Below are 24,212 nucleotides of genomic sequence, written 5' to 3' on the forward strand. Positions count from 1 at the left end.
CGGGTACCCGCTGGCGCCCATGGGACAATCGCCGCCATGCACGCATTGTTTGAAGAAGCCGGCAAATTTCTCGCCGGCCGTATCCTGTCCGAAGCCGATACCTCCGCCCAAGTGGAGCTGGACTCGGGCAAACGGGTCAAGGTCAAGGCCGCCCACATCCTCCTGAAGTTCGAAAAACCCGCCCCGGCAGAACTCGTCGCCCAGGCCCAGGCCGTGGCGGAGACCATCGAGCTGGACCTGGCCTGGGAGTTCGCGCCCGAAGACGAATTTGGCTTTGCCGACCTGGCGCGAGACTATTTCTCCGAGAACGCCACGCTGGCCCAGCAGGCCGGTGCGCTGTTCCGCCTGTACGACGCGCCCCACTACTTCCGCCGCGCGGGCAAGGGCCGCTTCAAGAAGGCCTCGGCCGAGATCCTGCAGCAGGCGCTGGCCGCCATCGAGAAAAAAAAGGCCATCCTGGCGCAGATCGACGAGTGGGCCGCAGCGCTCGGACGCGGCGAATGCCCGCAGCCCATCCGCGACCAGCTCTACAAGATCTTGTTCAAGCCGGACAAGAACGCGCCCGAATACAAGGCCGTGGTCGAGGCCAGCCGCGCCACGCACACCGCACCGCTGGACCTGCTGCAAAAGGCGGGCGCCATCGACTCGGCCTACCAGTTCCACTGGAAGCGCTTTTTGTTCGAGAACTTCCCCAAGGGCACGGGCTTTCCAGCCGTCACGGCGCCCGCCATTGCCGACGAGCTGCCGCTGTCCACCGCACAGGCGTATTCCATCGACGACTCGCAGACCACCGAAATCGACGACGCGCTGTCCGTGCAGGGCCTGGGCTCGGGCACCGTGGTGCTGGGCATCCACATCGCCGCGCCGGGCCTGGCCATCCAGCCCGGCAGCGCCATTGACCAGCTGGGCCGCGCCCGCCTGTCCACCGTGTACATGCCGGGCTACAAGATCACCATGCTGCCGGATGACGTGGTGCAGACCTACACGCTGGACGAAGGCCGCGCCAACCCGGCCGTGTCTCTATATGTGACCATCGACGAGGCCACACTGGAGTTCAAGGGCTCCGAAACCAAGCTGGAGCGCGTGCACGTGGCCGCCAACCTGCGCCACGACCAGCTCGATGCGGTGGTGACCGAAGAATGGCTGTCCAACCCGGCGTTTGAGCACCAAAACGACCCCAAGCGCTTGTCCGAATTGCGCCCACAGCTATCCTTTTTGCACCGCCTCGCCAAGGACCTCAAGGCCCGTCGCGAAGTGGTGCGTGGCAAGCCCGAGAACTTCAACCGGCCGGACTACAACTTCCGCCTGGTCGGCAACAACGGTGCCGAGCCCACGGGCGATGAACAAGTGCAGATCAGCGTTCGCCAGCGCGGCGCGCCGCTCGACCTGATCGTGGCCGAGGCCATGATCGTGGCCAACAGCACCTGGGGCAGCTGGATGGCCGAGCTGGGCGTGCCCGGCATCTACCGCAGCCAGGCCAGCATGGCGCCGGGCGTGAAGGTGCGCATGGGCACCAAGGCGCTGCCCCATGCGGGCATCGGCGTCAAGGCGTATTCGTGGGCCACCTCGCCCCTGCGCCGCTACACCGATCTGGTCAACCAGTGGCAGATCATTGCCTGCGCCCGCCACGGCAAGACGGCCGCCCTGGCCGCGCCCTTCAAGCCCAAGGACGCCGACCTGTTCTCCATCATCAGCAGCTTTGACGCGGCCTACAGCGCCTACAACGGCTACCAGGCGGGCATGGAACGCTTCTGGACGCTGAAATATGTGGAGCAGAACGGCATCGCCGAGCTGAACGCCACCGTGTTCAAGGAAGGCCCGGGCGGCAGTTTCCTTGTCCGCGCCGACGACATTCCGCTCGTGTTCCCCGTGCTGGGCGCACAAAACCTGCCGCGCGGCGCGCGCCTCAAGGTCAAGCTGGGCGAGGTGGACGAAATCACCCTGGACATCCACGGCACCGTGATCGAGCGCCTGGACGACCCCGCCGACACCAGCGACGATGGCCCGGTGGACGATGCCGAGGACGACGACACCGTGGCGGGGCCCATCGCCATTGCCGTGGACGTGAACGAGGCCCCCGCCGACGCCACTGCAGCAGCACCGGCCGCCTAAGCCCCGGACAGCCCCTGATAATTGCCGGCGATGAAACTCCCTGCCTTCCTCCGCACCTTCAGCACGCTGCAGCTGGCGCTGGGCGTGTCCATCGCCGTACACGCTGCACTCATCTCCGTGCGCTTCATTGACCCCGAGGGCTTCAACCGGGTGTTCCAGGACACGCCGCTCGAAGTCATCCTGGTCAACGCCAAGTCGAACGAGCGGCCCGACAAGGCCCAGGCGATTGCCCAGGCCAACCTGGCAGGCGGTGGCGATGCAGAGAAGGGCCGGGCCACCAGCCCCCTGCCCTATTCGGCCCTGACCACCATCGGTGACGACTACGAAGAAGCCCAGCGCAAGATGGACGCGATGCAGGAGCAGCAGGCCCAGCTGCTGGCCCAGTTGCGCAAGCAGCTGGCCACCATGCCCGCGCCCGATCCGCGCCAGGCCAGCCAGAGCGGAGAACAGGCCAGCGAGCAGGAAAAGCGCCGCCAGCTGGTCAAGCTGCTGGCCGAGATAGAAAAACGCATCAACGAAGAAAACTCGCGCCCCAAGAAGCGCTACATCAGCCCCGCCACCCGCGAGGAAGCCTACGCCGTGTACTACGACGCGCTGCGCCGCAAGGTCGAGGACAAGGGCACCGAAAACTTCCCGGAGCAGGGCGGGCGCAAGCTGTACGGCGAGCTGACGATGATCGTCACCGTCAACCACGACGGCCGCGTGCTGGGCACGGAGATCGTGCAAGGCTCAGGCAACGGCACGCTGGACCGCCGCGCCGAAGCCATTGCCCGCGCCGCAGGGCCGTTTGGCGCCTTTGATGCCGAGATGCGCAAGAAGGCCGACCAGATCGCCATGGTGGCGCGCTTCAAGTTCACCCGCGACCAGACCCTGGAAACCGTTGTGAAGTAACTGCCCGGCGGGTGCGCAGCGAGGCCCTTCTCGCAGGCCGCCAAGGCCTCCACGCCCACCTGCCCGCCCCACAGAACACACCGCACGGCCGCCCGTACTGCCAGCCCCACGCCGCCCTAGCCACCCATGACATCCCCCGCCTCCCCTGCCGACCTGTACTGCGTGATGGGCAACCCGGTCGCCCACAGCCGCTCGCCCGCCATCCACGCCCGTTTTGCCGAGCTGACCGGTGAGCACATTGCCTATGAACGCCGCCTGGTGCCCATGGACGGGTTTGCCCAAGGCGTGCGCGCGTTCGCGGCAGAGGGCGGGCGCGGCTGCAACGTCACCGTGCCCTTCAAGACCGACGCACCGGGCCTGGCGACCGAGTGCAGCGAACGCGTGCGGCTGGCGGGCGCAGCCAACACGCTCACCTTTCGCGCCGACGGCAGCATCTACGCCGACAACACCGACGGCCTGGGCCTGGTGGCCGACATCACGCACAACGCAGGGGTGTCGCTGGCCGGGCGCGACGTGCTGCTGGTGGGAGCCGGTGGCGCAGCCGCTGGTGTGCTGGGCCCGCTGCTGCTGGCAGGCGCCCGCCACATCACCGTGGCCAACCGCACCCTGGCCAAGGCGCAAGCGCTGGTGCAGTCGCACAGCGCACTGGCAGCGCTACAAAAAGCAGAGCTGTCAGCACAAGATCCACTAGCGCTATCGGCCAATTTCGATGTGATCATCAACGCCACGGCCAGCAGCCTCTCTGGCGGCGGTGTGCCGGTCCCCGCCAGCGTGCTGCGCCCGGGCGCTCTGGCCTACGACATGATGTACGGCCCCGCAGCGCAAGGCTTCCTCGACTGGGCGCGCCAGCACGGTGCGGAGCCCCGTGACGGCCTGGGCATGCTGGTGGAACAGGCCGCTGAAGCCTTCTTGCTGTGGCGCGGTGTGCGCCCGCCTTCGGCCCAGGTGCTGCGCGAAATGCAGCAATCCATTGCGGCCTGAGCCCCGAGGACGCCCCGATGAAAGCCGTGCTGCGCTGGCTGGGACTGCTGGTGATCGCCTTCGTGGCGTTGCAGCTGTTCTTCGTGCTGCGCATTGCCGCCATGGTGGCGATCAACCCCCAATCCACCACCTTCCAGCGCTCTGAAGCCTGGACGCTGTTGGCCAGCAAAGGCCACGTGCCCTGGCGCCAGCAATGGGTGCCGTACGCGGACATCTCCGACCACCTCAAGCGCGCCGTCATCGCCTCGGAAGACGATGGTTTTGTGAACCACGACGGCGTGGACTGGAACGCCATCGAAAAAGCCTGGGAGCGCAACGCCAAGGCCGAAGCCCTGGCCAGCAAGGCGCAGGCCCGTGCCCCCGAGCGCCCGGTGCGTGCGCCCAAGATCCGGGGTGGCTCCACCATCACCCAGCAGCTGGCCAAGAACCTGCTGCTGTCGGGCGAACGCACGCTGCTGCGCAAGGGGCAGGAGTTTGTTCTCACACTGGCGCTGGAGCAGTTGCTCTCCAAGCAGCGCATCCTGGAGATCTACCTCAACAACGTGGAATGGGGCGAAGGCGTGTTCGGCGCCGAGGCGGCCGCGCAGCACTACTTCCGCAAAAGCGCCAGCCGCCTGAGCACCGCCGAGGCCGCACGCCTGGCCGTGATGCTGCCCGCGCCCAAGCGCTTTGAGAAAACGCCCGGCTCGGCGTATCTGGCAGGACGGACACGCACGATCCTGGGGCGCATGGGCGGCGCGGAGCTGCCCTGAACTTCACCCACAGGTAAGCAGCGCGCCTTATCGCCCCAGCGGCGCATCGCGCCGCTGCAGCCACAGCGCAGACGCCCCCTCCGGCCGCAGTGTCACTTGAAACCGGGGCGCTCCCACGGCGCCCCCCACCGGCAGCCGCACGGTGTAGCGCTGCAGCAGCATCGCCGCCAGCAGCGTCATCTCCAGCATCGCAAAGTGCTGGCCAATGCACACGCGCGGCCCCAGGCCGAACGGAATCCACGCGCCCCGAGGAATGGACGGAGCGCCGTCCAGAAACCGCTCGGGCACAAAACGGTCCGGCTCGGCAAACCAGCGCGCATCGCGGTGCAGCACCCAAGGGGTGATGCGCAGCATGGCGCCCTGGGGGACCGGCACGCCGCCCAGCGTGATGGGCGCGATGGTGCGGCGGCTCATCAGCGCGGCGATGGGGGGGTACAGGCGCAGCGCCTCTTTGAGCGTGGCGCCCAGCCAGGGCAGTTGGGCCAGATGCTCGGGGCCGGGGGTGCCGCCCTGCAGCACGGCATCGACCTCGGCCTGGGCGCGCTGCGCGGCCTCGGGGTGCTGGGCCATGAGCAGGGTCCACCACAGCAGCGTGGTGGCGCTGGTTTCGTGTCCGGCCTGGAAGCTGACGATGCACTGGTCAAACACCTCTTGCGCAGACAAGGCCTCGCCGGTTTCCTCGTCGCGCAGGGCCAGCAGCATCTGCAGCAGGTCCGTGCGCGCAGGGGCATCGGGCGGGGGCACCTCGGCCTGGCGGGCATGGATGTGGCGCCAAACCAGCCCCTTCAACGACCGGATCGCGCGCCGCTTGGCCGCCTTGCCCGGCAGGGGCAGCCAGTCGGGCAGGGTGAAGGGCATGAACATTTCGCGAAAGGCGGTTTCCGACAGCGTCTGCGTGGCCCAGGCGGCTTCGCGCGCATCGGCCTGCGCCGAGGTGCTGAACAGCGTGCGCAGGATCACGTCCATGGCCACGTCCGTCCACAGCGCATCCACCGCCACCTGGGCACCGGACTGGCCCGGGGGCACCGCAGCGTCGAGTGCGCTGCGGGCGGCATCGGTCATCAGCTGCGCGTAGCCTGCCACCCGCTTGGGAGTGAAGGCGGGCATCAGCATGCGGCGCTGGCGCTGCCAGGTGTCGCCTTCGGTCACCAGCACGCTCTGGCCAAACACTTCTTCGAACACCGCAATGCCACGCTCCCAGCGGATGAGCTGGTCGGCATGGGTGACGAGTGCCTCGCGCACGAGGTCGGGGTGCATCAGGTCCCACGCATCTTCATACCCTAGTCGCATGCGGGTGAGGTCGCCATGCTCGCGCTGCAGTTGGGTGACAAAGCCCAGGTAGTCGGCCCGCATGGCGTGCAGCAGCGGCAGGCCCCACCAACGGGTTCGCGGGCCGCGTGGCGTTGCAGGCGTGGGGGCATGAGTGGGAGAAGTAACAGAGGACGTGGTGACTGTGGGCGAGTTCATGCCCCACATGCTGCAGCGCAGCGACGAGTCGGTATTGAACGATTGCGACAGCCCCCGTCGCCTACACTCGCGCCCCATGGCAAGCTTGGCCCCCCTTTCCCACCGGCACCCTGCCGGGTTGATCCCCTCGGGCGAACTGTGGCTGCCGCGCGCCAGCCTCACGGCCTGCCTGCGTGCCGCCATGGCGCGCAGCACGGTGGGCCATGCGCTCAGCGAAGCGCAGCGCATCAACCGGTTCCCCGCATCCCCCTTGTGCAGCCTGAGCTGGTGGTTTGAAGGCCGCAGCGAGGCCCTGGTGGCCGAGCACCCCGACACCATGCCCACGGAACACAGCCCGCGCGAGGCCTACCCCGGCCGCTGGGTGCTGGCAGGCCCGCAGACGCGCCCCACTTCCAGCTACTGCGCAGGGCCCACGCACGCCATGATGGTGATGTTCATGCCCGACGCGCTGCACCAGCTCACCGGCGTAGACCCCGGCGCCCTGACCGACCGCATGGTGGACGCGCAATCCCTGTTGCCGCCCGACTGGCTGGCGCTGTGCGAAACGGTGCAAAACCTGCCCGACAACGCGGCCCGCCTGCAGCACCTGGAAGACTTTCTGGAGCCCCGCTGGCAGGCCTGCCGCCCCGCACAACCCTTGCCCACACAGCGCTACGGCGACTGGGCCGCACATCTGGCGCAGCGCGCCGCCCTGTCGGCCCCCGGCCGCAGCCTGCGCCAGCTGGAGCGGCGCATCAAGCGCTGGGCCGGGCTGCCCCTGCGTGAGCTGCGCGGCTTTGGCAAGGCCGAGCAGGCGTTCTTCGACACCATCGCGGCCGATGCATCCCAAGGCAGCGTCAAATGGGCAGACGTCGCAGCGGGCGCCGGGTTCTCGGACCAGTCGCACCTGTGCCGCGTCACGCGCCGCATCACGGGCTATGCACCGCAGGCGCTGTATGACGGCATCTATGGGGACGAAGCTTTCTGGGCCTATCGCATCTGGGTGTAGCGCTGCCCAGGTCCTTGCCTGGCATGCTGGCCCGGCGCCCGTATCATCCCCGCCATGCTTGCCAAGTTGATGAGTTTCCTTCTGCTGGGGATCGTGCGGTTTCTCACCGGCTCCCAGGCCCGCTGGTATGGCTGCCCGCCCAAGGCCGAGCAGCGTATCTACTTTGCCAACCACCAAAGCCATGCCGACATGGTGCTGATCTGGGCGGCGCTGCCCGAAGAGCTGCGCAGCATCACGCGGCCCATCGCTGCCAAGGACTACTGGACGAAGACTCCGTTCCGGCAGTGGATCACCACCGCCGTGTTCAACGCCGTGTATGTGGACCGCCAGGCCACGCCCGCACGGCCAGTTGCGCCGGTGGCGGCCGAGCCCAGTGGGGCACCAGCCACGCCGAGCGATGCAGACACGGCCGCCGCAGGTGGCCCAGACCCATCGCCCGAAGCCCCGCCGCGCGCGCCAACCCCCGAGGAGTTGCGTTCCGCCCTGCCAGAGTCCGACCCGCTGGCCCCGCTGGTGCGCGCGCTCGAGAGCGGCGACTCCATCGTGATCTTCCCGGAAGGCACGCGCGGCCATGGCGACGAGCCCCAGTCGTTCAAATCCGGCCTGTTCAAGCTGGCACAGATGTTTCCGCAGGTGGTGCTGGTGCCCGCATGGATCAACAACGTGCAGCGCGTGATGCCCAAGGGCGAGGTAGTGCCGGTGCCCATCCTGTGTTCGGTGACCTTTGGCACGCCCATCCAGCTCGAAGCGGGTGAAGAGCGCCGCCCGTTCCTCGACCGCGCGCGCCGCGCCGTCATCGCACTGCGGGAAGTCTGAGCATGACCCGTCCGAAGCCCCTGACCTTGCCGAATGCTGCGCCCCGGAGCGCGCGCTGACATGAACCAATTCCTGCGCAACCTCACCGCCACCCAGCAGATCGGGGCCTTGTTCCTGGTCGTGTTCGGCATCCTGTCCATCGTCACCGTGTGGGCCTTCGTGCGCAATCTGCGCGAGCACGCCAGCGACGACCCTGCAGCCGAAGCCCGGGCCCTGGAAGCCAAGCGCTTCTGGGGGCTGCTCAAGACCTCCTGGGTCATGGCCACGGTGTTCTGGATCGGCTGGGTGCTGGGCGAAACGGTGGCCACGGTGCTGTTTGCCATCGTGGGCTTTTTTGCGCTGCGCGAGTTCATCACCCTGTCGCCCACGCGCCGGGGCGACCACCGCAGCCTGGTGCTGGCGTTCTTCGTGGTGCTGCCCTTGCAGTTCTGGCTGGTGGGCAGCAAGCACTTCGACCTGTTCACCGTGTTCATCCCGGTGTACGTGTTTCTGGCGCTGCCCGTGGTGAGCGCACTGGCCAACGACCCCCAGCGGTTTCTGGAGCGCAATGCCAAGCTGCAGTGGGGCATCATGGTCTGCGTGTACGGCATGAGCCACGTGCCCGCGCTGCTGCTGCTCGACTTCCCGGGCTACCGCGACAAGGGCGCGTTTCTGGTGTTCTTTCTGGTGTTTGTGGTGCAGACCTGCATGCTGGTGCAGCACCTGCTCGGGCGGCGCTTTCCACACAAACCGGTGGCGCCGCAAGTGAGCCAGAGCTTTCAGTGGACCAGCTGGCTGGCAGGCGTGGCCGCCGGGGGCCTGGCAGGCGGTCTGCTGACCTTCATCACCCCCTTCAAACCCGGCCAGGCGCTGGGCATGGCGCTGCTGGCCTGCGTGGCGGGCAGCCTGGGGCACCTGGTGATGAAAGCACTCAAACGCGACCGCGGCATCACCAGCTGGGGCATGCAGGGCATGTCCGTCACCGGTGCCGGGGGCCTGCTCGACCGGGTGGATGCGCTCTGTTTTGCAGCGCCCGTGTTCTTCCATTCGGCACGCTGGTACTTCGGTTTGTAGAAGAATCGGCCGATAGCGCTAGTTCCCATTGCCCCAATAGCTATAAAAACGAGAGCAAATGCGCATCCTTGGTATTGACCCCGGCCTGCAGACCACCGGCTTCGGCGTGGTGGACATGGACGGCCACAAGCTCAGCTACGTGGCCAGCGGCACCATCCGCACAACCACCCTCGCGCTGGGCGACTTGCCCGGGCGCCTGAAGATCTTGTTCGACGGCATCACCGAGGTCGCAGCCCGCTACCAGCCCGATGTGGCCTCGGTCGAGATCGTGTTCGTCAACGTCAATCCCCAGTCCACGCTGCTGCTGGGACAGGCGCGGGGCGCCGCCATCACCGCCCTGGTGGCCAGCAATCTGCCCGTTGCCGAATACACCGCGCTGCAGATGAAAAAAGCCGTGGTCGGCCACGGCCGCGCCGCCAAAAGCCAGGTGCAGGAAATGGTGCGGCGGCTGTTGCAGCTGCCAGGCCTGCCGGGCACGGACGCAGCCGACGGCCTGGGCATGGCCATCACCCATGCACACGCCGGTTCCGCCATGGGCCGCCTGGGCGAAGCCGCCACGCTGAACCGGCGGCAGCATGCGATGTACAAGGATGGGCGGAGTTACTGAAATCCCGCCATGACCAAAGTCGAAGTACCTAGGTTTGGAGCATCGCCCATACTGCACCTGACAGACGCACTTGGATCAGTTGCACTGTGAGTAGCCTCGAGGCGGTAGGGATGACGTCTCGCGCGCTACGCGCCTGGCCAAAAGGATCGAAGACTGAACTGCATCAAAGCTGGCCCCGGACCCAGGCCAGTAGAGGCCACGCGGTCCTGAGCAGAGCGTCAGAATCTGCGGTTTGGTATCAATCTCCGCCCCTTCTCCGCGCTCCACCACCAACTCATAACGGATGGTTGAAGCGGGTTTGCCTCGAAAGGTCTCCAACACGCGTGCGTGATAGATGTGACGCTCCTCGGTCACTACGTCAGCTGCCTCGTGGTGCGCACTTTTATTGTGCAGTGGAGCTATGTCCACACGGGTGTGAACAACAAGGGCCGAGTAGGGCGTCTGCGCAATCGCTTTTGCCAGAAACTCCCTTTCGGAAGACGCCATGGCTTCGGCAGAGTTCGTTTCTCCTGCGGCTGGCATCGTCACCGCAGAGGCACCGTCGGTGTTGAACCAGGAACCCGCGATAAATGTGGCTACCAACACGCTAGCGCGCAAACTCATGACTCACTCCCCGCTTCAGACGACGTCCCCTGAAAGACTGGCAAAGATTTGCCCTGCGCCGATCCGGAGGGAAAAGTGAATGCATCCCAGACACTCGCGTGATATCGACTGATATTGACTTCATTGCCCTGGTTGCCTCCAAGCATGAAGTAGTGTTTGCCATCACGGCTCTGGCCGACTGCAAACGCCACGTGCCCTCCGCCAGACCTGCTTTTGATACAGATGGCCCCATAAACTGGACTCTTGAGTTCCACGCCGAAGTTAGACCACTCCTTGGCTCTGAACGCATTTGGAGGAGGCAAGTAGCCGTGCTGGGACATGACCCAAGCCACGAACGATCCACACCAAGCGTCCTTCTTGCCAGAATCGTCTTTGGCCCAGTATTTGGCGGCCTTGTGATACTCCATGATGCGCGGATTGGCGCTGGCACCTGCCACTTCTTTCTGACCCAGTTCGCGTTCGGCCGTCGCGATCCAAGGAGCCCCCAAATCAGCGCTGGAGGGCGCGGGGTTGGTCAAGGCAAGCTTCGATTGCACCGTGTTTTCGGCGTCAGCCCGGCACATCAGCTCGGTCCTTGTTTTGCTGCCAGGCCGAATCAACCCATCCGGACGCGTTATGCCTATGCTGCGTTGAAAGGCCTGAATCTTGAAAATGGTCCGCGCCCCGGGCGAACCATCTGCCACCAGTTGCTGAACACCCGGCATGTCAATCTCGTTCAGCAACCGCTGAACGATCATGGTGTCGTTCAAGGAATTGCGGCCGCCTTGGCCAACGGTATCCGTGATCATCGGCGTCTCCTATGCGCTCGCTGGATGTTCAAGGCTTTCACGCCAACTGCGTCTTCATCCGCTCTGCCCGCTCCTTCGGCGAGGGGTGGGTGGACAGAAAGTTGCTCGAATCACCGCCCGACATCGCGGCCAGCTTTTCCAGTGCGCTCACGCAGGCGCCAGGCTGGTAGCGCTTGGCTTTCATGAAGCCCATCGCGTAATCGTCGGCCTCGCGTTCGTTGCTTTGGGAGTGCTGGGCGCGCACCACTTTTTCAAACAGATCGCCCAGTTGCGAGTCGGCGATGGCGCCGGCGCGGCTGTTGCTGGACGAAACAGCATTACGCAGGGCGCTGGTGCGCAGGGCCGCCTGGATGCGGGCCTTGCTGTGGCCCTTTTTGACGTGGCCAATTTCGTGGCCGATGACGTAGCGCACTTCGTCATCAGTGAACTTGTCCATCAGGCCCGAGTACACACGGATGGTGCCGTTGGCCATGGCAAAGGCGTTGATGTCCGGGGTGAGGTAGACCTTGAAGTTCATCTTCAGGCCGTCATACGTGCCCAAGCCCGCCGTGAGTTTGTTCAGGCGCGTGGCGTAGGGGTTGCCAGCGGGGGCAATGCGGTTTTGGCGGTCGCTTTCAGCGGCCATCTGGTCAAAGGCAGCCTTGACCTCGTCGTCGGTCAGCGACTCAGATTTGGCCAGGTCCTTGCCCGCGTCGAGCATCTTGCCCAGGTCAAACTGTGCCCAGACGGGCGATACGGCACTCACGCCGGAGGCCAGGGTCACAAGCGTCAGTAGTTGGCGGCGGTCCATCGAATTCCCTCTCTCTTCGTTATCGTTGCTTTAGGTATGGATGTTTTATTGAGCAACCTTGTGCAAGCAAAGGTTCTCAAGTGCGCCGGAATATAGCGACGCCCCCCCCCGATTTCGGGGGCGGGTCCTGTCTGCAGATGTAAGAGCTGTGTGCCGATGCTCGGTGCGGTCAGTGCGCCAAGGCGTCGTTCACGTCCGCTCTGAAAAAGGCATCGCTATCGACACATCCACCTTCGCGCGACGCGCGCAACGGCAGAGGATTGCGGCTTCAGAAGGCCGAACAGTTTGGCAAAAAGAATGCCACCACCCGGGGTGGTGCGGCTCAGCGCCCCAGCCCGCGCTTGAGCTCCTTGAGCAGCAGCAGCACCTGGTTGGATGCGTGGCGGCAGCTGCCGTTGAGCAGCTGCGCTGCCTTGGGCTGGTCGCCCGACTGGAAAGCTGTCACCACGTCGGCCGCCTGCTGGTGAAAGTATTTGTGCCGCGCCACAAGCATGTCGAACGCGGGGTAATGCCCCAGGCGCACCCGGCCCGTGCCGTAGAGCCATCGGCCCAGGTCACAGCGGTCGTCCTGGCAGATGCGTTCGGGCCGCATGACTTCGTCGGAGCGCCCGTTGACCATGTCTTGCAACTGCAGGCGCCAGCGCTCGTGGCTGGCAATGGCGGCGTCGATGTCGATCTCGGTCATCAGCGTGGCCGCGTACTCGGCATCCAGCACCAGTTCACTGCCGTTGTCTTCCATGGCCCAGGTGGTCTCGGGGCTGGTGGGGTCCTGCTCCCGGATCTTGAACAAGCGGCTGAAAAAACCCATGCGTCATCCCTTTTGCGCGACTGGCCCGCGCAGCGCGAAATGGCAGCCGGCGCGGAAATGTCTTGAAACATTCTGTGGCGCCTCCGCCGTTTTGGCTACCAAAAAATGGCTCCTTCGTAAAAATGTGCGTGGGCAACCCTGCTGCCACTGCCAGCTCTGCGCCCACCGCCTGCACAAAAGCAACGGCAGCCGGACAATGCATGCATGACTTCCACTCCCCGCCGCCCTGCCCTTTCCATGCTTGATCTGGTGGCCGTCCGCGAAGGCGGCACCGTGGCCGATGCGCTGCAGATTGCGCTGCGCACCGCCCAGCATGCCGAAAAACTGGGCTTTGCCCGCTACTGGCTGGCCGAGCACCACAACATGGCGGGCATTGCCAGCTCCGCCACCGCCGTGCTGGTAGGCCACATTGCCGGTGGCACCTCGCGCATCCGCGTCGGGTCGGGCGGCGTGATGCTGCCCAACCATGCCCCGCTGGTGGTGGCCGAGGCCTTTGGCACGCTGGCCGAGTTGTACCCCGGCCGCATTGACCTGGGCCTGGGCCGCGCGCCGGGCACCGACCCCACCACCATGCGAGCCCTGCGCCGCAACCGGGTGGAAACCGAAGAAGACTTTCCGCGCGACGTGGCCGAGTTGCAGCGCCTGCTGGCCCCTGCCGAGCCCGGCCAGCGCCTGATTGCCATGCCAGGTGCGGGCACCAATGTGCCGATCTGGCTGCTGGGCTCCAGCCTGTTTTCGGCCCAGCTGGCAGCCGAGCGCGGTTTGCCATATGCGTTCGCCTCGCACTTTGCGCCGCGCCTGCTGCACCAGGCCATTGACCTGTACCGCAATCTGTACCGGCCCTCTGCCGCCTGGCCCAAGCCCTATGTGGCCATTGGCGTGCCGCTGATCGCTGCCCCGACGGACGACGAGGCCGACTTCCTGGCCAGCAGCACCTACCAGCGCGTGCTCGGCATCTTGACGGGCGACCGCCGCCGTCTGCTGCCGCCCATCGAGAACTATGCTGCGCGCCTGCAACCCCAAGAGCGTGCAGCAATTGGCGACTTTTTGGCTGCGGCCGTGATTGGCGGGCCGGACACGGTGCGTGCAGGGCTGGCTAGCCTGAGCGAAGCCACAGGCGCCGACGAGCTGATGCTGGTGAGCGATGTGTACGACCCTGCGCTGCGTCTGCGCTCGCTGGACATTGCCGCCAAGGCCCACGCCACACTGGGCCAGGCCGCCGTCGCAGCCTGAGCGCCTGGGCAGCCGGGGAGCGCCTGGGCGCCGCTCTTGTTCTTCAGCGCGCCAGGTAGCCGCCATCCACGGGGTAGTACGCCCCGGTCACAAACGACGCCTTGCTGGACGCGAGCCAGGTCACCAGCTCGGCCACCTCCTCGGGCTGCCCCAGGCGGCCGATGGGGTGGGCGCCAACCAGCATGGCGTTGATGCCGGCGTCCTGCTCCAGCCCGCTGATCATGGGCGTGTGGATGAAAGCAGGGCCCACGGCATTGACGCGCACGCCGTGCGCGCTGTATTCGATGGCCGCAGCCTTGGTCAGCCCCACCACCCCGTGCTTGGCCGCCGTGTAGGCGGGCGCCGTGGCAAAGCCCACCGAACCCAGGATGGACGCCATGTTGATGATGGCGCCGCCACCGTTCTTCAGCATCGCGGCGATCTGGTACTTCATGCCGTAGAACACGCCCGACAGGTTGATGTTGATGACCTGCGCCCAGCCGTCCAGCGGGTAGTCGGCCGTAGGCGCCTGCGGGCCGCCGATGCCCGCGTTGTTGCAGGCCACGTCCAGGCGGCCATAGTGGGCGACGGTGCGGTGCACCAGCGCCTCGCAGTCCTCGGGCTTGCCCACGTCGGCCGCCACAAAGATCGCATCGCCCCCGGCTGCGCGCACCAGCGCGGCGGTTTCCTCGCCCGCCTGCACATTCACATCCGACACCACCACCTTGGCACCTTCACGCGCCCACACCAGCGCAATCGCGCGGCCGATGCCCGACGATGCGCCCGTTACCAATGCCACCTTGTTCTTCAGCATGAAAGACCCCTTGTTCGTTCCAAACGCCTGCAACCTGATGCCACAGATCAACTTTCATTCTGCGCGTGCCATGCGTCAGCGCCTTGACCTGTGTCATGCCCCGCGCAAGGGAGTCGAGTGGAAGCCCCAGGCCTTGGGTAGCGGCTACCATCAGGGTCTGCCAAGCCTGCGGCGGACATCCGTCCGTTGCAGGACTGCCTGATTTCCACGCTGACGCCCCACCACCCACGCCCGCATTTGCATGCCTGCTTTTTCCTTTGAAGCCCTGGACGCCCAGGGCCAGACCCGCAAAGGCCTCCTGGAGGCTGACACCGCCAAGGCCGCACGCAGCCTGCTGCGGGCCCAGGCGCTGGTGCCACTGGCGGTGGAGCTGGTGCAGACGGGCCAGTCGCTGGACGGCCGGTCCGCCAGCCTGGGCCAGCGCCTGTTCACCCGGCCGGTGTTCAGCGCTACGGGGCTGGCCATCTGGACACGGCAGATCGCCGGGCTGGTGTCGTCGGGCCTTCCGCTGGAGCGCGCGCTCACAGCGCTGTCCGAAGAAGCCGACGATGAACGCCAGCGCCACCTGGTCGCCGCCCTGCGCGCCGAGGTCAATGCGGGCGCCACCTTTGCCCGCGCACTTTCGCAGCACCCGCGCGAGTTCTCTGACATCTACTGCGCCGTGATCGGTGCGGGCGAGCACAGCGGCAACCTGGGCCTGGTGCTGGAGCGCCTGGCCGACGACCTGGAAGAGCGCCAGGCGCTGAAGGCCAAGCTGGTGGGCGCTGCGCTGTACCCGGCCATCGTAACCCTGGTGGCCATCGTGATCGTGCTGTTCCTGGTGGGCTATGTGGTGCCGCAGGTGGCCAGCGTGTTTGCAGGCACCAAGCGGGCGTTGCCGTTCCTGACAGTGGCCATGCTGGGCCTCAGCGCCTTTGTGCGCAGCTATGGCTGGGTGATGTTGATTGCTTCTATTTTGATAGCATTTGGGGTAAGATGGGCGCTCACCATCGGCCATATTCGCGAGAAATTTGATGCCGCCTGGCTCAATCTGCCCCTGGTGGGCAAACTGGCGCGCGGCTACAACGCAGCACGGTTTGCCGGCACGCTGGCCATGCTGGCAGGCGCTGGGGTGCCGATCCTGAAGGCCTTGCAGGCGGCTGCTGAAACGCTGAACAACCGCGCGCTGCGGGCCGACGCGCTCGACGCCCTGGTGCTGGTGCGCGAGGGAGCTCCGCTGGCCTCGGCCCTGGCCCAAAAGAAACGCTTTCCGGGCCTGCTGTCGATGTTTGCACGCCTGGGCGAACAGACCGGACAACTGCCCGTGATGCTGCAGCGCGCGGCCCGCCAGCTCTCGGCAGAGGTCCAGCGCCGCGCCATGGCCCTGGCTACGATCCTGGAGCCGCTGCTCATCGTGGGCATGGGCCTGATCGTGATGCTCATCGTGCTGGCCGTGCTGCTGCCGATCATCCAGCTCAACCAGTTTGTAAAGTGACTTTATGGCCGTGACGCTCGACGACAAGCTGGTAGTCGCGATTTCCTCGCGCGCGCTGTTCAATTTTGAGGAAGAAAACCGCGTCTTCGAAAAGGACAACGACCGCGCCTACGTGGACATGCAGCGCCAGCGACTCGACGTACCTGCTGCGCCGGGCGTGGCGTTTTCACTGGTGCGCAAGCTGCTCGCGTTCAATACCTCCGAGCACCAGCGCGTGGAGGTGGTGCTGCTGTCGCGCAATGACCCGGTGAGCGGCATGCGCGTGTTCCGCTCGTGCCATGCGCATGGGCTGCCCACCATCCAGCGCGGTGTGTTCACGCAAGGGCGTGACCCGTTTCGCTACCTGCGGCCGCTGGGTGCACACCTTTTCCTGTCCGCCAACGAGGCCGACGTGCGCGAGGCCTTGCACCTGGGCTACCCGGCAGCGCGGGTGGTGACGGAGTCGGTGCAGGCGGGCGACTCCAACCCCAACGAAGTGCGGATTGCCTTTGACGGCGACGCCGTGTTGTTCTCCGATGAGGCCGAGCGCGTGTACCAGGCGGAGGGGCTGGCCGCCTTCCAGCAGCACGAGACCGACAAGGCCGCACAGCCCCTGCCCGACGGCCCGTTCAAACCCCTGCTGGCCGCCTTGCACCGCCTGCAGTCTGCGGGCGAGGCCGGTGGCACCGGCATGCGCATCCGCACCGCGCTCGTCACCGCCCGCAGCGCTCCCGCGCACGAGCGCGCCATCCGCACCCTGATGGACTGGAACATTGCAGTGGACGAAGCCATGTTCCTGGGCGGCCTGCCCAAGGGCGAATTTCTGCGCGAGTTCGAACCCGATTTCTTCTTTGACGACCAGACCGGCCACGTCACCTCGGCAGCGCGCCACGTGCCTGCGGGCCATGTGAACAGCGGCATCTCGAATCCGGCGCGGGTCGCTGGGAACTGACCCGCAGGAGCCTCGGCTGCAGGCTGGCGCGCTGTGCCACCCTGCACCCAGCCCTTGGGAAAAGTTCTGCAAAGACTTGCAACGCCCGGTGAAAGCCTGCAAAGCCCCGGTTGCAAACCACCGCCCTCGCCCCCCATGTGCCACCATGGCCGTTGAGACTTCGAAGGAGAACACTTTGCGCATTCGCACATCCCTGGCGTTCATGGGGTTGCAAAAGCCGGTCCTGGCGACGGTGGCCCTGTTGGCAGCCTGTGCAGCCCTGGCACAAACGCCCCCACCAGCACCGGCCCCTCCAGGGGAGACACACGCCGCCACAGAGCCCGCAGCGGCAGTGAGCCCGGGCGAGCTGAAGGCACAACGTGAATTCAAGATGCTGGACTTCAACGGAGACGGCAAGCTCAGCCGCTCTGAGGTAAAGCTGTTCCCGCGCCTGGCGGCAGCCTTTGACGAGGCCGACACGGATGGCGATGGCTTTGTGTCGTATGCCGAAGTCCGTACCTTCGCCGCCAAGTACCGCGCCGAGCGTGATCGCCAGCGAGCAGCGGCACAAGCGGCTGCGACGTCGGCGGCACCGGCTGCGCCGCCCCCTGCGCCAGAGACCCGTCCGTGAGGAACGCTGATTGCACTTTGCCAAGCGGCAAAGCCCAAAAAATCAGTCCAATCGACTTGGAGCGCTAGTGCAATATACGCTACAAGCTATCTATTTGATAGCAAAAAAATACCTGACGCATCGAGGCAGTACCCGCAGCTTCCGTGCGCACGGCACCGTGCACCCACTGCATGCAGCGCCTGTACGTCACAGTTTGCCGCTGCGCAGTGGCTTCGCTGCACTGCACCGGGCTCGCCACCGCACGCAATGGGCCGCCTTCAGGGCAGTCAACCCGGCAGCGCCAGCTGCTCAGGCGCCACCGGTGCGCTTGACCTTGGGGTCGGTGTAGGTCAGCGGCTCGTTCTTGGCCTGCTGGGCCAGGCGCTCCTGCAAGGTCATCTTGTTGACGTCCTGCGCTACCTCTACCGCACTGCCGCTGGCGCGCCACATCGACTGGATGAACTCCAGCAGTTGCTTGTAGATCGGCTCTTTGGGAGGCTCCGGCGGCTCTTCGACGGTGTCTTTCTTTTTTACCGCCGTCCAGTCCCGGTTGGGCGCCTCGGGCGCCGAGGGTTTGTCCGGCTCGCGCACGATCGCCCCCTCACCCATCCGGTCCATGGACTCGACAGGGTTGGGAGCGTTGATGGGACGCACCGGAGGCGCACCCGAGGCGCCAGTGGAATACAAATCAGCGCCCTGAGGACGCCAGGACGGCGATCGATCGACAGGTGGCATTTGCATGACATTGGCCCGTAGTTGAACAAAAGGTACAGAGGGTCTTTCGGCCTCTTCGTACATTCATTACGGCAAAAAGAAGGGTGAATTTAGGTCTTTTTCACCGATTGAACAAAATTTAGGGTTTTCCCTAGTAAAAAGCCAGCTTTTTGGGATGATTCAGCGTCAGGCAGGGACCATAAAGGTGCCAAACAGTGCCCCGAATGGGCCGGATCGGCCGAACAGCGCGCTGGGCATGCGCCGAATGTCGCAACAGCACCACGCCGTCAGAAGGCGGGGCGCCCGCAGGCCATCACCCGCTGCAGGGGAACAGGCAGAGAAGTAAGCGGCTCGGGCCGTGCGCAAGGAATGTGCAAGAGGGGGTCTCCGCCGGCCCCACATTCCCGACAGAGCATGTTGACGGTCTTGCAGAGGAGCACAGACAGGCTCCTACGATTGGCAGGACAAGCTCCGAGCCCAGGACGGAGCCGGCTTGACTCCGCCTTACAAGGTCAAAGAAAGCGTTCGAGCAACCGGCGCGAATGCTTGTCCAGCGCCGTGGTGTCCTTCACACGGAACTGCAAGCCGTCGCCCCCGGCAATCAGCAGCCGGGTGCGCCCGCCCAGGCGGCGGATGTCTTCTTCGGCCTTGAGCACCAGGCGGGCAGGCCCCCGGTCGGTCTCCACATCCCAGGTGCTGGGGGTCGAGAAACTAGAAACGGCGAGGATTTTCTGGATAGTGGGCACAAACTCGCGCACTTCCAGCTCTTCATCAATGAGCTGCCGGGCGGTGCCCGTCGCGGCCTCCAGCCGGGGAACCCACAGCAGCTCATGACCGTCGGTGCCCACCAGGGACAGCCCCTCGCCCGGCGCGGCGATGGGAAAAGCACGCACGGGAGTCACGCCCTCATGGGCCGTGCCATCGGCCAGGGTCAGGACGAGGCGGCCGTGCGGGTTGCGCGTGAGCTGGAAGGCGGGGGTGGACGACGATGGGGTCAGGGAAGCATTCATGGCAGGGTCGCTCACAGCGTCTCAGGGGTTGCCGGCGGGGTGGGCCGGGTGCAGCAGGCTGCTGTCGATGATGACGCCTGCGGCCTGCGCGTCTTCTTCGGCGCGGCGGGCCTGGGCTTCGTACAGCCGCCAGTAGGCGCCCTGCTTTTCCATCAATTCATCGTGCGGGCCCACTTCCACCACCTCGCCGCGGTCCATGACCACCAGGCGGTCGGCCTTGCGCAGGGTGGACAGGCGGTGGGCAATGGCGATCGTCGTACGGCCTTGCACCAGGTTATCGAGCGCCTTCTGGATTTCCTTTTCGGTCTCGGTGTCCACCGCCGAGGTGGCCTCGTCCAGGATCAGGATGCGCGGATCGATCAGCAGAGCGCGCGCAATGCTGATGCGCTGGCGCTCGCCGCCCGACAGGCCCTGGCCGCGCTCACCTACCAGCGAGTCGTAGCCGTGCGGCAGGCGCAGGATGAATTCATGCGCATGGGCGGCACGGGCGGCGGCCACGATTTCCTCGCGCGTCGCTTCGGGCTTGCCGTAGGCGATGTTCTCCGCGATGGTGCCAAAGAACAGGAAAGGCTCCTGCAGCACCAGGCCGATGTGGCGGCGGTAGTCGGCCACCGCAAAGCGGCGGATGTCGATGCCATCGACCTGGATGGACCCGTCGCTCACGTCGTAGAAGCGGCTGATCAGGTTGACCAGCGTGCTCTTGCCCGAGCCACTGTGGCCCACCAAGCCAATCATCTCGCCGGGGCGGATGTCCAGATCCAGCCCCTTGATGACCGCGCGGCTGCCGTAACGGAAGCCCACGCCCTGCATGCTGATGGCGCCCTGCACCTTGTCCACCTTCACGGGTTGGGCGGGGTCGGGCACGTTGCTCACATGGTCCAGGATGTCGAAGATGCGCTTGGCACCTGCGGCGGCCTTCTGGGTGACCGAAACGATGCGGCTCATCGAATCCAGCCGCCCGTAAAACCGCCCGATGTAGGCGATGAAGGCGGTGAGCACACCCACCGTGATCTGGTTGCGCGACACGAGCCAGATGCCGAACGCCCAGACCACCAGCAGCCCGATTTCGGTCAGCAGGGACACCGTGGGGGTGAACAGGCTCCAGGTCTTGTTGAGCTTGTCGTTCACCTCCAGGTTGTGCTGGTTGGCATCGCGAAAGCGCTGGGCCTCGCGCCTTTCCTGGGCGAAGGCCTTGACCACGCGGATGCCGGGGATGGTGTCGGCCAGCACATTGGTCACCTCGGACCACACACGGTCGATCTTTTCAAACCCGGTGCGCAGGCGGTCGCGCACGGTATGGATCATCCAGCCAATGAAGGGCAGCGGCACCAGCGTGACCAACGCGAGCCACGGATTGATGGAGAACAGGATCGCCGCCGTCATCACGATCATCAGCACATCGGTGATGAAGTCGAGCGCGTGCAGCGACAGGAACACGTTGATGCGGTCGGTCTCCGACCCGATGCGCGCCATCAGGTCGCCGGTTCGCTTGCCCCCAAAGTAGTCGAGCGACAGGCGCAGCAGGTGCTCGTACGTGGTGGTGCGCAGGTCGGCGCCGATGCGCTCGGACACCAGCGCCAGGATGTAGGTGCGCGCCCAGCTCAGGCCCCAGGCGGCCAGCGCCGACAGCAGCAGGCCGCTCAGGTACAGCAGCACCAGGCCAGGTTCGATCTGTTTGCCGTTCTGGAACGGAATCAGGATGTCATCCATCAGCGGGATGGTGAGGTAGGGCGGCACCAGGGTCGCTGCCGTGGACGCCAGCGTCAGCGCAAAACCGGCCGCCAGCTGTTTGCGATAGGGCCGCGCAAAACGCCACAGGCGCAGCAGCACCCAGGTGGAGGTCTGGGGTGGCTGGGCACGGGCACAAGCCGGGCACTCTTCGGTGTCGGGCGGCAGCGGCGTATGGCAGGTGGGGCAGGCAGGTTCGTCGGCTTCGTCCTCGGCACCGCTGTCGCCCCGGGCGCTTTGCTGGTCAAAACGCTGCACCAGGCGCAGCGCCTGCGCATGGTGCGCCAGCGTAAAGCGCCACTGGGCCAGGCGCTCCTGGGGGTTGTGCAGCTCGAGCGAGCCCACTCCGCCATGGTCATGCAGCTTGAGCGTCAGCCCTTCACCCAGGGGCCAGCTGCGCCAGGTCGTGGTACCCGGGTCGCAGGCCAGCAGCCGTTCGGAGGTCACCACCACCCACCCCGCCGCAAAGCGCAGTGTGGCGCTCAGGTCAACCGGCAAAGCCGCCAACACGTTCTCTTTGGAAGCGAGCATGGCCCGCAAGTCGGCCCCCACAGGGCCAGAAAAGACACCCGAGGCGTCCACAGAATGGTGATGTTGCATTTTTGGTTGGGTTTTCCGCCACCGGCTGCCTGCGGTGGCCGCTCTCGCGAAAGCAAGAATTCTCACCGATACTGCACGCCACGGTGCGACGGCATCCTCCTGTAACGTCTGTGGCGGCCTTTTGGCTGACACTGCGCACAGGCCCTGGACTGGCGCACAATCATCGTCCACAAAATTCCCTTTCGTCCCCCTACCGCACAGCCCTTACCAAGGCCGGAACCACAACCGCTGCAATCCATGGCGAAACTCAACGACATCCAACTGCTTCGCATCAACTACCTGCGGGGCCCCAATATCTGGACCTACCGGCCGGTCCTGGAAGTCTGGCTGGACCTGGGCGAGCTGGAGGACTATCCCTCCAACACCATCCCCGGCTTCAATGACCGCCTCACGGCCTGGCTGCCAGCGCTGATCGAACACCACTGCGGCGTGGGCGAGCGCGGCGGCTTCCTGCAGCGCCTTCAGGAAGGCACCTGGTGCGGCCATGTGCTGGAGCACATCGTGATCGAGCTGCTCAATCTGGCAGGCATGCCCACCGGCTTCGGCCAGACGCGCAGCACCAGCCAGCGCGGCGTGTACCGCATGGTGTTCCGCGCCCGCGACGAAAGCGTGGCCCGCGTGGCACTGGCCCAGGGCCATGAACTGATCATGGCGGCCATCAACGACCAGCCTTTTGATGTGCAGGCCGCCGTGGCGCGCGTGCGCACCGAGGTGGACGACCAGTACCTCGGCCCCAGCACCGCCTGCATCGTCACCGCCGCCACCGACCGGGGCATTCCCCACATCCGCCTGAATGACGGCAACCTGGTGCAACTGGGCTATGGCGCCCGCCAGCGCCGCATCTGGACCGCCGAGACCGAGTACACCAGCGCGATTGCTGAAGGCATTGCCAGCGACAAGGATCTGACCAAGGGCCTGCTCAAGTCCTGCGGCGTGCCCATCCCCGAAGGCCAGGTCGTCAACAGCCCGGAGGAAGCCTGGGAGGCCGCGCAAGACATCGGCCTGCCCGTGGTGGTCAAGCCCTCCGACGGCAACCACGGCCGGGGCGTTACGCTGGACCTGCGCAAGCAGGAAGACATCGAAGCGGCCTACCACGTGGCCTACCCCGAGGGCAGCGACGTGATGGTGGAGCGCTTCATCCCTGGCGACGAGCACCGCCTGCTGGTGGTGGGCGGCAAGGTGGTCGCCGCAGCACGCGGCGAGCTGGTCACCATCACCGGCAACGGCCGCTCCACCGTCAAGGAACTCATCGACACCCAGCTCAACTCCGACCCGCGCCGGGGTTACGAAGAAGAGTACCCACTCGAAATCATCGACCTGGCCACCGACACCAAGGTGCAGCTGGAACTCAAGCGCCAGGACCTTGAAGCCGACTCGGTGCCCGCCGCTGGCCGCCAAGTGGTGGTGCAGCGCAATGGCAACGTGGCCGTGGACTGCACGGACGACGTGCACCCTGAAGTGGCGTACATCGCCCAGCTTGCCGCCAAGGTGGTGGGCCTGGACATCGCAGGCATCGACATGGTGGCCCGCGATATTTCCAAGCCCCTGCACACCCAGGGCGGCGCGATTGTCGAAGTCAATGCGGGCCCTGGCCTGCTCATGCATTTGAAACCCGCCGTTGGCGCGCCGCGCCCTGTGGGCCAGGCAATTGCCGAGCACCTGTTCCCCTCCGACGCCGATGATGAAGGTCAGGCCGGTCGCATTCCGCTGGTGGGCGTGGCCGGCACGCGCAGCACATCGACCATCTCGCGCGTGGTGGCCTGGCTGCTGCACCTGAGCGGGCACCACACCGGCCTGGCCTGCCGCGAAGGGCTGTTTCTGGATCGTCGCTGCGTGGAGGCCACCGACTGCGCCCACTGGGAAGCCGCCCACCGCCTGCTGATGAACAAGATGGTGCAGGCCGCCGTGATCGAAAGCGACGCCCGCACCATCCTGCGCGACGGCCTGGCGTATGACCGCTGCCAGGTGGGCGTGGTGACCGACATGGACGGCGTGGAAACGCTGGCCGAATTCGATGTGCACGAACAGGACCAGATGACCAAGGTGATGCGCACCCAGGTGGACGTGGTGCTGGCCGAAGGCGCTGCGGTGCTCAATGCCGCCATCGCCCAGGTGGCCGACCTGGCCCCCCTGTCCGACGGCGACGTGGTGCTGTATGCGCAGGACGGCACGCTGCCCGTCATCGCCGAACACCGCGCCAAGGACAACGGCCGCGCCGTCTTCGTGAAGAACGGCCGCGTGGTGCTGGCCACGGGCAGCGCCGAGCATGTGCTGGGTGCCCTGTCTGATCTGACTTTTGGCCGCAATGCCGTGGTGCCAGACACCGACGCCCTGCTGGCCGCCATCGGTACGGCCTGGGCGCTGGACATTGCCCCCGACCTGATCGGCGCAGGCATCAAGACCTTCGAGCCCGAACTGGTCCCCACCGCCGCCCTGCGGTCGTGATGGCCTCTCGTGCATTTGCCTTTGTTTGTTGTTTGACCC

At 65.9% G+C, this 24,212-nt stretch carries 22 protein-coding genes; 13 read left to right on the forward strand and 9 right to left on the reverse strand.

All coding sequences use genetic code 11. The features are described 5' to 3' along the window. Positions 1-36: 36 nt before the first annotated feature. The 4 genes from N4G42_RS20225 to mtgA all read left to right on the forward strand — a co-directional run bounded on the left by N4G42_RS20225 (position 37) and on the right by mtgA (position 4,736). Positions 37-2,112 (forward strand): ribonuclease catalytic domain-containing protein, encoded by a 2,076-nt coding sequence (locus N4G42_RS20225; protein ID WP_260668458.1) that lies wholly within the window; start codon positions 37-39, stop codon positions 2,110-2,112. A 30-nt stretch (positions 2,113-2,142) separates the two neighbouring features. After that, the gene (locus tag N4G42_RS20230) at positions 2,143-3,003 is read left to right on the forward strand and encodes an energy transducer TonB (RefSeq protein WP_056746921.1); all 861 of its coding nucleotides are present in this window, start codon (positions 2,143-2,145) and stop codon (positions 3,001-3,003) included. A gap of 126 nt (positions 3,004-3,129) precedes the next feature. Continuing rightward, positions 3,130-3,984, forward strand: coding sequence for a shikimate dehydrogenase (aroE, locus tag N4G42_RS20235; RefSeq protein ID WP_260668459.1), 855 nt, complete (start codon positions 3,130-3,132; stop codon positions 3,982-3,984). A gap of 17 nt (positions 3,985-4,001) precedes the next feature. Beyond that, entirely contained in the window at positions 4,002-4,736 is a 735-nt protein-coding gene (gene mtgA / locus N4G42_RS20240) for a monofunctional biosynthetic peptidoglycan transglycosylase (protein ID WP_192420477.1), read from the forward strand. Positions 4,737-4,763: 27 nt separating this feature from the next. Here mtgA and N4G42_RS20245 read toward each other — a convergent pair whose 3' ends face one another. Next, the gene (locus N4G42_RS20245; protein ID WP_260668460.1) at positions 4,764-6,203 is read right to left on the reverse strand and encodes a cytochrome P450; all 1,440 of its coding nucleotides are present in this window, start codon (positions 6,201-6,203) and stop codon (positions 4,764-4,766) included. 76 nt (positions 6,204-6,279) lie between these two features. Between N4G42_RS20245 and N4G42_RS20250 the strand changes: the two genes are divergently transcribed. From N4G42_RS20250 to ruvC, 4 genes are read left to right on the forward strand one after another with little or no spacing between them, the layout of a single operon-like run. Further along, the gene (locus N4G42_RS20250) at positions 6,280-7,191 is read left to right on the forward strand and encodes an AraC family transcriptional regulator (protein WP_260668461.1); all 912 of its coding nucleotides are present in this window, start codon (positions 6,280-6,282) and stop codon (positions 7,189-7,191) included. 54 nt (positions 7,192-7,245) lie between these two features. Beyond that, positions 7,246-8,007 carry a 1-acyl-sn-glycerol-3-phosphate acyltransferase gene (locus N4G42_RS20255; protein WP_260668462.1) on the forward strand — a complete coding sequence of 254 codons (762 nt, stop codon included), beginning with the start codon at positions 7,246-7,248 and terminating at the stop codon, positions 8,005-8,007. A 60-nt stretch (positions 8,008-8,067) separates the two neighbouring features. Then, the gene (locus N4G42_RS20260; protein WP_116750148.1) at positions 8,068-9,060 is read left to right on the forward strand and encodes a phosphatidate cytidylyltransferase; all 993 of its coding nucleotides are present in this window, start codon (positions 8,068-8,070) and stop codon (positions 9,058-9,060) included. A 58-nt stretch (positions 9,061-9,118) separates the two neighbouring features. Further along, the gene (gene ruvC, locus N4G42_RS20265) at positions 9,119-9,667 is read left to right on the forward strand and encodes a crossover junction endodeoxyribonuclease RuvC (protein ID WP_056066401.1); all 549 of its coding nucleotides are present in this window, start codon (positions 9,119-9,121) and stop codon (positions 9,665-9,667) included. Between the two features lie 75 nt (positions 9,668-9,742). Here the strand turns inward: ruvC and N4G42_RS20270 are convergent, their stop codons facing one another. The 4 genes from N4G42_RS20270 to N4G42_RS20285 form a co-directional block, all read right to left on the reverse strand. After that, positions 9,743-10,270 (reverse strand): hypothetical protein, encoded by a 528-nt coding sequence (locus N4G42_RS20270; RefSeq protein ID WP_260668463.1) that lies wholly within the window; start codon positions 10,268-10,270, stop codon positions 9,743-9,745. Then, positions 10,267-11,058: a TIGR02594 family protein gene (locus N4G42_RS20275; protein WP_260668464.1), complete on the reverse strand. Its 792-nt coding sequence runs from the start codon at positions 11,056-11,058 to the stop codon at positions 10,267-10,269. Before N4G42_RS20275 ends, N4G42_RS20270 begins: the two co-directional genes overlap by 4 nt. A gap of 37 nt (positions 11,059-11,095) precedes the next feature. Beyond that, positions 11,096-11,848 carry a M48 family metallopeptidase gene (locus tag N4G42_RS20280; RefSeq protein ID WP_056066410.1) on the reverse strand — a complete coding sequence of 251 codons (753 nt, stop codon included), beginning with the start codon at positions 11,846-11,848 and terminating at the stop codon, positions 11,096-11,098. Positions 11,849-12,170: 322 nt separating this feature from the next. Next, entirely contained in the window at positions 12,171-12,656 is a 486-nt protein-coding gene (locus N4G42_RS20285) for a CZB domain-containing protein (protein ID WP_015015652.1), read from the reverse strand. 204 nt (positions 12,657-12,860) lie between these two features. On the opposite strand from N4G42_RS20285, the gene N4G42_RS20290 reads away from it, so the two are divergent. Continuing rightward, positions 12,861-13,889, forward strand: a complete 1,029-nt coding sequence (locus N4G42_RS20290) for an LLM class flavin-dependent oxidoreductase (RefSeq protein WP_260668465.1) — start codon at positions 12,861-12,863, stop codon at positions 13,887-13,889. Between the two features lie 43 nt (positions 13,890-13,932). On the opposite strand, the gene N4G42_RS20295 is transcribed toward N4G42_RS20290, so the two are convergent. Then, positions 13,933-14,682, reverse strand: coding sequence for an SDR family NAD(P)-dependent oxidoreductase (locus N4G42_RS20295; protein ID WP_260668466.1), 750 nt, complete (start codon positions 14,680-14,682; stop codon positions 13,933-13,935). Between the two features lie 241 nt (positions 14,683-14,923). Between N4G42_RS20295 and gspF the strand changes: the two genes are divergently transcribed. The 3 genes from gspF to N4G42_RS20310 all read left to right on the forward strand — a co-directional run bounded on the left by gspF (position 14,924) and on the right by N4G42_RS20310 (position 17,697). Next, the gene (gene gspF / locus N4G42_RS20300) at positions 14,924-16,156 is read left to right on the forward strand and encodes a type II secretion system inner membrane protein GspF (RefSeq protein ID WP_260668467.1); all 1,233 of its coding nucleotides are present in this window, start codon (positions 14,924-14,926) and stop codon (positions 16,154-16,156) included. 4 nt (positions 16,157-16,160) lie between these two features. Next, complete coding sequence (locus tag N4G42_RS20305; RefSeq protein WP_116747934.1) at positions 16,161-17,087, forward strand: 5'-nucleotidase; 927 nt, start codon at positions 16,161-16,163, stop codon at positions 17,085-17,087. Positions 17,088-17,262: 175 nt separating this feature from the next. After that, complete coding sequence (locus N4G42_RS20310) at positions 17,263-17,697, forward strand: EF-hand domain-containing protein (protein ID WP_260668469.1); 435 nt, start codon at positions 17,263-17,265, stop codon at positions 17,695-17,697. Between the two features lie 288 nt (positions 17,698-17,985). Here the strand turns inward: N4G42_RS20310 and N4G42_RS20315 are convergent, their stop codons facing one another. From N4G42_RS20315 to N4G42_RS20325, 3 genes are all read right to left on the reverse strand, one after another. Beyond that, complete coding sequence (locus N4G42_RS20315; protein WP_056746930.1) at positions 17,986-18,417, reverse strand: hypothetical protein; 432 nt, start codon at positions 18,415-18,417, stop codon at positions 17,986-17,988. A 485-nt stretch (positions 18,418-18,902) separates the two neighbouring features. Next, a complete protein-coding gene (locus N4G42_RS20320) occupies positions 18,903-19,400 on the reverse strand; it encodes a DUF1854 domain-containing protein (RefSeq protein ID WP_260668471.1) in 498 nt (165 codons plus the stop codon). Between the two features lie 21 nt (positions 19,401-19,421). Beyond that, entirely contained in the window at positions 19,422-21,728 is a 2,307-nt protein-coding gene (locus N4G42_RS20325; RefSeq protein WP_260668472.1) for an ABC transporter ATP-binding protein, read from the reverse strand. A 237-nt stretch (positions 21,729-21,965) separates the two neighbouring features. Here N4G42_RS20325 and cphA point away from each other — a divergent pair, with 237 nt between their 5' ends. Next, positions 21,966-24,173, forward strand: coding sequence for a cyanophycin synthetase (gene cphA, locus N4G42_RS20330; RefSeq protein WP_260668473.1), 2,208 nt, complete (start codon positions 21,966-21,968; stop codon positions 24,171-24,173). The last annotated feature ends 39 nt before the right edge of the window (positions 24,174-24,212 follow it).

It is taken from the genome of Acidovorax sp. K2F (assembly GCF_025246485.1).
Lineage (GTDB): Bacteria > Pseudomonadota > Gammaproteobacteria > Burkholderiales > Burkholderiaceae_C > Acidovorax > Acidovorax delafieldii.